This window comes from uncultured Gimesia sp., assembly GCF_937910335.1.
Lineage (GTDB): Bacteria > Planctomycetota > Planctomycetia > Planctomycetales > Planctomycetaceae > Gimesia.
Genome location: NZ_CALEMX010000240.1, coordinates 1 through 8,356 on the forward strand (window position 1 = coordinate 1; position 8,356 = coordinate 8,356).

The 8,356-nt window shown below is 47.3% G+C and carries 7 protein-coding genes and 1 pseudogene; 5 read left to right on the plus strand and 3 right to left on the minus strand.

The features are described 5' to 3' along the window. Window positions 1–6 precede the first annotated feature (6 nt). The gene (locus Q0668_RS09585) at window positions 7–684 is read right to left on the minus strand and encodes a hypothetical protein (protein WP_298863449.1); all 678 of its coding nucleotides are present in this window, start codon (window positions 682–684) and stop codon (window positions 7–9) included. A 590-nt stretch (window positions 685–1,274) separates the two neighbouring features. On the opposite strand from Q0668_RS09585, the gene groES reads away from it, so the two are divergent. From groES to Q0668_RS09605, 4 genes are all read left to right on the plus strand, one after another. Beyond that, entirely contained in the window at window positions 1,275–1,592 is a 318-nt protein-coding gene (groES, locus tag Q0668_RS09590) for a co-chaperone GroES (RefSeq protein WP_298863452.1), read from the plus strand. 106 nt (window positions 1,593–1,698) lie between these two features. Next, window positions 1,699–3,297, plus strand: coding sequence for a chaperonin GroEL (gene groL, locus Q0668_RS09595; protein WP_298863456.1), 1,599 nt, complete (start codon window positions 1,699–1,701; stop codon window positions 3,295–3,297). 369 nt (window positions 3,298–3,666) lie between these two features. Beyond that, complete coding sequence (locus Q0668_RS09600; RefSeq protein WP_298863459.1) at window positions 3,667–4,926, plus strand: argininosuccinate synthase; 1,260 nt, start codon at window positions 3,667–3,669, stop codon at window positions 4,924–4,926. Window positions 4,927–4,976: 50 nt separating this feature from the next. Continuing rightward, window positions 4,977–5,672, plus strand: a complete 696-nt coding sequence (locus tag Q0668_RS09605) for a metallophosphoesterase (protein WP_298863462.1) — start codon at window positions 4,977–4,979, stop codon at window positions 5,670–5,672. A gap of 36 nt (window positions 5,673–5,708) precedes the next feature. On the opposite strand, the gene Q0668_RS09610 is transcribed toward Q0668_RS09605, so the two are convergent. Further along, the gene (locus Q0668_RS09610; RefSeq protein ID WP_298863465.1) at window positions 5,709–7,127 is read right to left on the minus strand and encodes an aldehyde dehydrogenase family protein; all 1,419 of its coding nucleotides are present in this window, start codon (window positions 7,125–7,127) and stop codon (window positions 5,709–5,711) included. 343 nt (window positions 7,128–7,470) lie between these two features. Here Q0668_RS09610 and Q0668_RS09615 point away from each other — a divergent pair, with 343 nt between their 5' ends. Next, complete coding sequence (locus tag Q0668_RS09615) at window positions 7,471–7,911, plus strand: hypothetical protein (RefSeq protein ID WP_298863468.1); 441 nt, start codon at window positions 7,471–7,473, stop codon at window positions 7,909–7,911. Window positions 7,912–7,922: 11 nt separating this feature from the next. Here Q0668_RS09615 and Q0668_RS09620 read toward each other — a convergent pair. Next, window positions 7,923–8,356, minus strand: a pseudogene (locus tag Q0668_RS09620) (23S rRNA (adenine(2503)-C(2))-methyltransferase RlmN); the annotation flags it as partial.

Below are 8,356 nucleotides of genomic sequence, written 5' to 3' on the forward strand. Positions count from 1 at the left end.
GGTGCGTTAAGCGCTCTCATTGTAAATCTGAATGTTGGCTGTCTTTTTGTGAAGCAGATAAGCTTTCCAGAGATAAGAAACCGCTTGTAAGTGATTTCCCTTCAATCCTTGAACAATCCCCAGATTTCCCCAGTCTGCAGCCTGAGCATCTAAACTTCCATACAGAATTTCCCGACTGAGGGAAATATTCAATAGTTGTTCAGCCAGCTGATAGTCCTGCTGGAGGATGGCATCGTTGGCTCGTCCTGTCAGATCGCAGGCTGCGTCATCTGATAGATGTTCTACTTCTTGTTCCAGAGTCAGGTGGTTCGCTGATCGCAGATCCCCCCAGGCGATAGAATATTGCTGAAATTGAGCCGCCAATTCGAAGTATCGTAAATTGCGATACGCGATGGCAAGGTTGTGGCAGGCAACGGACCGCAAATCGCTTAGCTCTTGCTGATGGGCATAATCAAGGACGAAGGAGAGCTGTTCGATTGCCTCCGAAGCGTATCCTGTTTTCAGTAAAAACTGACCAAAATACAGACATCGTTCCCATTCTGCAGCCTGGATTTCCGCTGCATGAAACAAGGCACGCGCTTCTCCTCTTTTTCCTTCGGAACTTAATTTGTATGCCCTGTGCAGGATCTCAGAGAATGCAGTTTGCTCTTTTGGTTGGGAACTGGGAATAAATGACTCAGACACATCAAACTCCTCTCGTTGTCTTATCTCAATGAATGGTAGACGAACAAATTGAGAGAGAGTGAGTGAGTGACAAAAGGGTCGAATGAATCGAGGATGAGAGGTCCTTGCCCCCGAATGAGAACTTCGAGGAGGTCGTTAGTATTTGATTGTGCCAATATTACCTATTTTAACATTTGTGTCAATTGTGAAACCCAAATATTTGGCCAGATATTTGGAAAGATGATTTTGAAATAGTAGAGACTTCATCGTTTGAAGGGTGAAAAGCCAATGACGTTCTTTTGCCGTCTGATCTCTGCGCCTGCTGCCATATTGGCAGCAGGATTGAAGCCTGATAAGACTGACCGGCAGGAAAGTCGATGTAATTTAACTCAGATCAAAGATTGTAAGTGATTTATGTAATAATAGTTATGACTTAATGCAGAAATAGGCACGGCGTTCGCAACTAGAGACGAGCACGCTTGGGTCTCGAATACAGGTCTGAGTTACAGTTGCGTTGTCGTGGTTAGGTGTCTACTCGCCGCCACAGATCATAAATATTATCGATGTGAAGATATTTGAGTCAAAAAATCAAAGAATTCTAGGAGATCCCAATGGCGAAGAAGGCTGCCAAAGCAAAAAAAGGCGCCCGGATTGTCCCTCTTGGTGACAAAGTCGTTCTGAAAAGAGAAGTTGCTGAATCAACCACTGCTGGTGGAATTGTTTTACCAGACAGCGCGCAGGACAAGCCACAACGTGGTGAAGTTGTTGCCGTGGGAGATGGGCACGTCAAATCTGATGGAACCAAGCTTCCCTTGACCGTCAAAGAAGGGGATCGCGTGATTTTCAGCCCTTATGGCGGGGACGAAATCAAAATCGGCGGAGAAGAATATTTGTTGCTTCGCGAAAGTGACATTTTGGCAACTTATTAGGTTGTCACATTTTGTACTTATGTAGTGACGGTCCGTTCAAGATTCGGGCCTGTTGCTCTTTTTCTTTCAAACAAATTTCATACTGCGTACATGGAGATATAGTGAAATGGCAAAAATGATTGCCTTCGATCAAGAAGCTCAAGAAGCAATGCGACGCGGCATCAGCAAGTTGGCCAAAGCGGTTCGTGTAACCCTCGGACCAAAAGGCCGCAATGTCATTATTGAAAAAAGCTTTGGCTCACCTACTGTAACAAAAGACGGTGTTTCTGTTGCTCGTGAAATCGAACTCTCTGATAAGTTTGAAGACATGGGCGCTCGCATGGTTCGTGAAGTAGCCAGCAAAACGTCAGATGTTGCCGGTGATGGAACGACCACTGCTACAATTATGGCAGAAGCAATCTACAATGAAGGTTTGAAGTCGGTTGTTGCCGGTGTCAGCCCGATTGCGATGAAGCGAGGCATGGATCAGGCTGTCGAGGATATTGTCGAAAAACTTCGCAAGATGTCCATCGAATGCAAAAACAAAAAAGCGATTTCGCAAGTTGGTAAAGTTGCCTCCAATGGTGACGAAGAAATCGGCAAGATTCTGGCAGATGCCATGGATCAAGTAGGCAAAGATGGTGTGATCACTGTTGAAGAAGGTCAAAGCCTGCAAACCAGTTTTGAAGTTGTAGAAGGCATGCAGTTTGACCGTGGTTATCTCTCACCTTACTTCGTGACTGATCCACAAAGCATGGCCTGTGATCTGGAAGATGCTTATGTTCTGGTTCACGAAAAGAAGATTTCCAACATTAAGGATCTGGTACCAGTACTTGAAAAAGTAGTCAACGCCGGCAAACCTTTGTTGATCATTGCAGAAGATATCGAAGGTGAAGCCCTTTCGACTCTCGTAATCAATAAGCTGCGTGGCACATTCCGCGTTTGTGCTGTGAAAGCCCCCGGTTATGGAGATCGTCGTAAAGCAATGCTGCAGGACATCGCCATTATGGTCGGTGGCCAGGCGATCTTTGAAGATCTTGGAATTCAGCTGGAAAATCTTCAGCTTTCCGATTTGGGAGTAGCCAAGAAAGTTTCTGTCGATAAAGACAATACCACGATTATTGAAGGTGGCGGTAAGACCGGCGAAATCAAATCTCGTATCCAACAGATTCGTCGTGAACTGGATAATTCGAGTAGCGATTACGATAAAGAAAAACTGGAAGAACGGATTGCAAAACTTTCCGGCGGTGTTGCTCAGATTAACGTCGGTGCAGCCACTGAAAGTGAAATGAAAGAAAAGAAGGCACGTGTAGAAGATGCATTGCACGCAGTTCGTGCTGCTGTTGCAGAAGGAATTCTTCCTGGTGGCGGCGTGGCTTTGCTGCGTTGTTCACGAGACTGCAAGCCTAGCGGACTTTCACTGGAAGAAAAAGTAGGTTACGAAATTATCCTACGGGCCTGTCGTGCTCCATTGACTTCCATTGCAAGTAACGCTGGCGATGATGGCAGCGTGGTGTGTGAAAAGGTTTCGGAGCTGGAAGGAAACATGGGCTACAATGCCGCCACTTCCAAATACGAAGATCTGGTCAAGTCCGGGATTATTGACCCGACTCGTGTGACGCGATCTGCTTTGCAGAACTCTGCCAGTGTCTCTACCTTGCTTTTGACCAGCGATGCTCTGATCGCTGAACAATCCAAGGATGACCATGCCGACGACCTGCACTAAGCCAGGTTTCGTTCTGTTTTAATAGATTTGAAAGCACCCGACAGTTTTTCTGCCGGGTGCTTTTCGTTTAGCTCAGATTCGCGTTTGCAGTAACCTGTAAACGGCGGACTGGACCAGATCCAGCAGATGTCTGACGGTCCCGATTTTATGGGATGCGCTCCCGGGTGCATCCATTTTAACCAAAGCGGCTTCTCTCCTATTCTACTCGATCCAAATGGCTCTGAAGTCGCTACAATAAACCTGGACACAGGCTAGAATGTTAGAATGTGCGCATTGCAGACCAGAACTGATAATAGTACCATTTGCATCAATCGCAGAGATCCTCAACTAAAATATTGAATCCTTCAATTCCCAGATTGGTAGAATTTCGTGGCAAGAGAAAAAGTAGTTTTGGCATACAGTGGTGGCCTGGATACTTCGGTGGCCGTCAAGTGGATCAATGAAAAATATGATATGGATGTGATCACTTATACCTGTGATCTCGGCCAGGGTCGCGATGTGGACGGTATCAAGGAAAAAGCGATCAAAACCGGTGCCGTCGAGGCAGTCATCGAAGACACAAAAAATATGTTTGTCGACTTTTTCGTCTGGCCTTCCCTGATGGCGGGAACCATGTATGAAGGCAAGTACCCACTTGCGACGGCACTCGGACGACCATTGATTGCACACCGTATGGTGGAAGTGGCTAAGGAATATGGTGCGACTGCTGTTGCACATGGCTGTACCGGCAAAGGAAACGATCAGGTCCGCTTTGATGTATCGTTTCAGACTTTGGCCCCGCAGCTGAAAATTATCGCACCGGTGCGTGAATGGCGCTGGACGCGTACGGAAGAACTGCAATATGCCAAAGAACATGGCATTGAGGTCGAAGCCACAAAAGAGAGCATTTTCAGTATCGATCAGAATTTGTGGGGACGTTCCGTAGAGGCAGGAGTTTTGGAAGATCCCTGGGTAGCACCTCCTAAGGAAGCCTACCAATGGACGCTTTCACCAGAGGATGCGCCCAATCAACCTCTCGAGCTGACGATAGAATTCGAGCAAGGGCGTCCGATTGCCATTGACGGAGAGAATATGGATGGAGCCGATTTGATTCTGTACTTGAATAAAATCGGTGGAGAAAATGGCATTGGTCGCATCGACCATGTCGAAAATCGTCTTGTGGGAATCAAGAGTCGTGAGATTTACGAAGCTCCGGCAGCAATGATCTTGCATAACGCACACCGCGAACTGGAATACCTGACTTTAAGCCGACAGGCCTTGCGATTCAAAACATTCATCAGTCAAACTTGCAGCGATATCATTTATGATGGTCTCTGGTATAGCTCATTTCATCAGGACCTGATGGGTTTTGTAGAAAAGAATCAGCGTTTTGTCTCTGGAACCGTACGAGTATCTTTATATAAAGGCAATCATACGGTGACTGGTTTGAAAAGTGAGCATAGTCTTTACAGTCCTGAGTTGGCAACTTATGAGGAAGGGGATGAATTCCCTCATGAGACGGCCCTTGGTTTCATCAGGATTCATGGACTGGCGCAACAAACTCAAGCGCGTCAACAGTTATTGAAAGGGGAGCCCAGTTCCAAACCGACTCGAATTATGCCTCCCAGTAAATCAGAAGATTCCAAATAGACTATGATCAACCCGAATTCGGGTGAACCTTAAATTAATGTGGTCGCGTGATGGATCAATCGACACAAAAAGGGCGAACCATTGCAATCGGTGATATTCACGGTTGCGATATTGCATTGGGGACGATTCTCTATCATCTCGAACTGTCACGGAATGATACGTTTATCTGTCTCGGCGATGCCGTAGATCGAGGACCTGGTACAAAGCATGTAATTGAAATGCTGCTCGATCTAAGGGCGACCTGCAAGTTAGTCTTCATCAAAGGCAATCATGAAGAGATGATGCTGGATGGCCTCCAAGGTGGTCATTGGGAATCGACGTGGCTACAGCATGGCGGCAAAGAAGCCCTCGATTCTTATGGTGGTCGCTATGACCAGATTTCCGAAGAGCATCGTATCTTTATGGAGAACGCTGTCGACTATTATGAGACGGAATCCGACATCTTCGTCCACGCGACTGCGGTTCCCGGTACTCCTATGGAAGAACTCACTGTGCAGGAATTACGGTGGGATCGGATTACAGGCGAAGAAGAGCCTGATCCATCGGGGCGTCGTATCATTTGCGGTCATACCGCCCAGAAATCAGGCAAGCCGCTGGTCTTTGAAGGTTGGGCTTGTCTCGACACGTCCGCTTATCGTGGGAATTATTTAACGGCCATCGATGTAAAAACCAATGAAATCTTCCAGGCCAAACAGAGCTCAAAATATCGTACAGGAAAAACTCTGGAACAATATCTGGTGAAATAGAGTTTCTGAAAAGCGAACACTCTGATGAAAACGTGGTCAGTCTGCCAGATGCATCACAACCATTTTCTCTTCACTCATTTCATGGATGGCGTATTTGGGGCCTTCTTTACCGGTTCCGCTGTATTTCAAACCGCCATAAGGCATGGCATCAGCGCGCCATTGACTGGACCAGTTGATGTGGATATTTCCGCTGTCTACTTTGCGGGCAAATTTCATGGCCTGGTCAATGTCCTGTGTAAAGATGCCAGCAGAGAGTCCGTAGATCGTATCATTGGCCATTGCGATCGCGTCATTCACATTGTCAAAGTAAGATAACGCGACCGCTGGTCCGAAGATCTCATCTTTGACGACCAGCATGTCGGGTTCGGTTTCGTCCAGAATCGTGGGTGTATAGAGGGCTCCCTTACGTTGTCCTCCACAGACCAGGCGGGCACCCTGATCGATTGCTTCATTGACCCATTGTTCAACGCGTGTGGCATCGGACTCTCGCACCATTGGGCCGACTTTAGTCGACTCGTTTAACTGGTCTCCTGTTGTCAGCGCTTCTACTTTTGATTTTAACAGATCCACAAAATCCGTTTTGATCGCGGAGGACGTGAGAATCCGTTGTGCAGAAATACAAACCTGACCGGCGTTCGCATAGCCGGCCATTGTGATGGCTGTTGCCGCCTTCTCGAGGTCAGCATCATCCATAATGACCACGGGGCTGTTACTGCCCAGCTCCATTGTGACTCGCTTCATACCAGCCATTTCACAGATTTGAGTTCCCACTTCATAGCTGCCTGTGAAACTGATTTTACGGATTCTGGTGTCCGTACAGATCGCTTGGCCGATTTCTCCTCCCGGTCCGGTGATGCAGGCGATGGCTTCGGCAGGTAGACCGGCTTCCAGCAGGATTTCCGTGAGTTTCAATGCAGAGAGCGGAGTATCGCTGGCCGGTTTAATTAAGATTGCATTACCGGCGGCTATTGCGGGTCCGACTTTGTGGCAGACAAGGTTTAAAGGAAAGTTGAATGGTGTGATGGCGGCGACAATCCCACAGGGAACGCGGAGTGTAAATCCCAGCTTATTCTGTCCCCCGGCATTTCCTTCCAGGGGAATCATTTCTCCCGTCATGCGGCGGGCTTCTTCGCCGGAAAGTCGTATGACTTCCGCACTGCGAACTGCTTCTACCTGACTTTCGCCCAGAATTTTTCCGACTTCCAGACTGATGGTACGGGCAAGTTCATCCTTGCGCTGCAGCATCAGCTCGGAGGCTTTCTGTAAAATCTGACTGCGATCATAGGCAGTCATGGCCTTCATGATGCGAGCTCCCTGCTCCAGAACGGTGACAGCTCTAGCGATATCTTCCTGACTGCCCTGGGGAACAGTATCTATGACCGATAGATCAAAAGGGTTTGTAACATTGATCGTCTGGTTTGTATCCTGCCATTCACCCGCGCAAAACATTTTCATTATCATGGAAACCTTGTGGAAAGAAGTTGCTGACAAAATCGGTTTTATCAATCAATTTTAGAATAGACGTGAGAAGGGAATCTGACAACCCAGTGAAAGATTCGAATTTGCTTTTGTAGAGGAGAAATCTCTTAAACCGATTGAAATCAGGATGTTAAGCGGCTGATTTTTGGACAAAGATTGCTATTGGCTTCCAGACGCGAATCTGCTAAAAAACACCTGCATTTCATGGAAAAATTCCTTTTCCCGAAACACATCTCTCAAGTACTCCGTTGAATCAGAGATTTTTTCAGCGGTTGCGTTCTCTCACTCATCTTACATTTTCAAATAGGCGGATCTGATCATGGCCAACCTTCGTTGTATGGCGCCGTGGATGGTATGTGGCATTGCGGTGATCCTGCTGAGCTCAGCATGTGAAACTCTACCTGAATGGGGCTCAAACGGGATGTCGATTCCGCATGAGGCCAAGAAAGTAAAATCGAACCCGGCAGAAAGCTATCGGACGCGGTTTCAAACCAACAGAGATCCCAAGGCTTTGGATTGGATTCTCACAAATCGTCTGTATTCCGGTATGTCGCGCAGCAGTGTCGAGAAAGAGATCGGCGAAGAAGGTGAGTTTCAAGAGGCTTCCAAATGGCTCAAAGCAACTGGAGGAACTTTTCGTACCTCTGATACAGCTTACAAATGGGGTCCTGACGCAAGTGGACGCAGTGTCTATCTCATTTTCCGCGAAGGTATACTCGTCAATTTTAATCCGGAAGACTTTGAATTGGGCGAATCCTAGTCTGACCTGATTCATTGAACTTGAATCAAGTCCTTTTCTTTTTCACGGTTCAATCGCAATTGACCACAGGCTGCGTCAATGTCATCCCCTTTTCGTTTTCGAACGGTCACGTTGACACCCCCTTTTGCGAGTGTCATAAAGAAGCGGTCGACATCGGCCGTCGAAGGGCTTTGGTAGCCTGTTTCTTCGACTCCGTTCGCTGGAATTAAATTCACATGCGCATTGCGGTGCTTTAGCAGACCAGCCAGCTCGTGCGCTTGTGCCGGACTGTCGTTGACCCCTGCCAGTAAGATATATTCGTAAGTGACGCGTCTACCGGTCGTCACATAGTAATAATCTGTGGCATCCATGATTTTTTGAATGCCGATTTTATTGTTCGTGGGAACAATTTGATCTCGTAATTTATCATTGGGTGCATGTAGCGAAACAGCGAGAATGTACGACT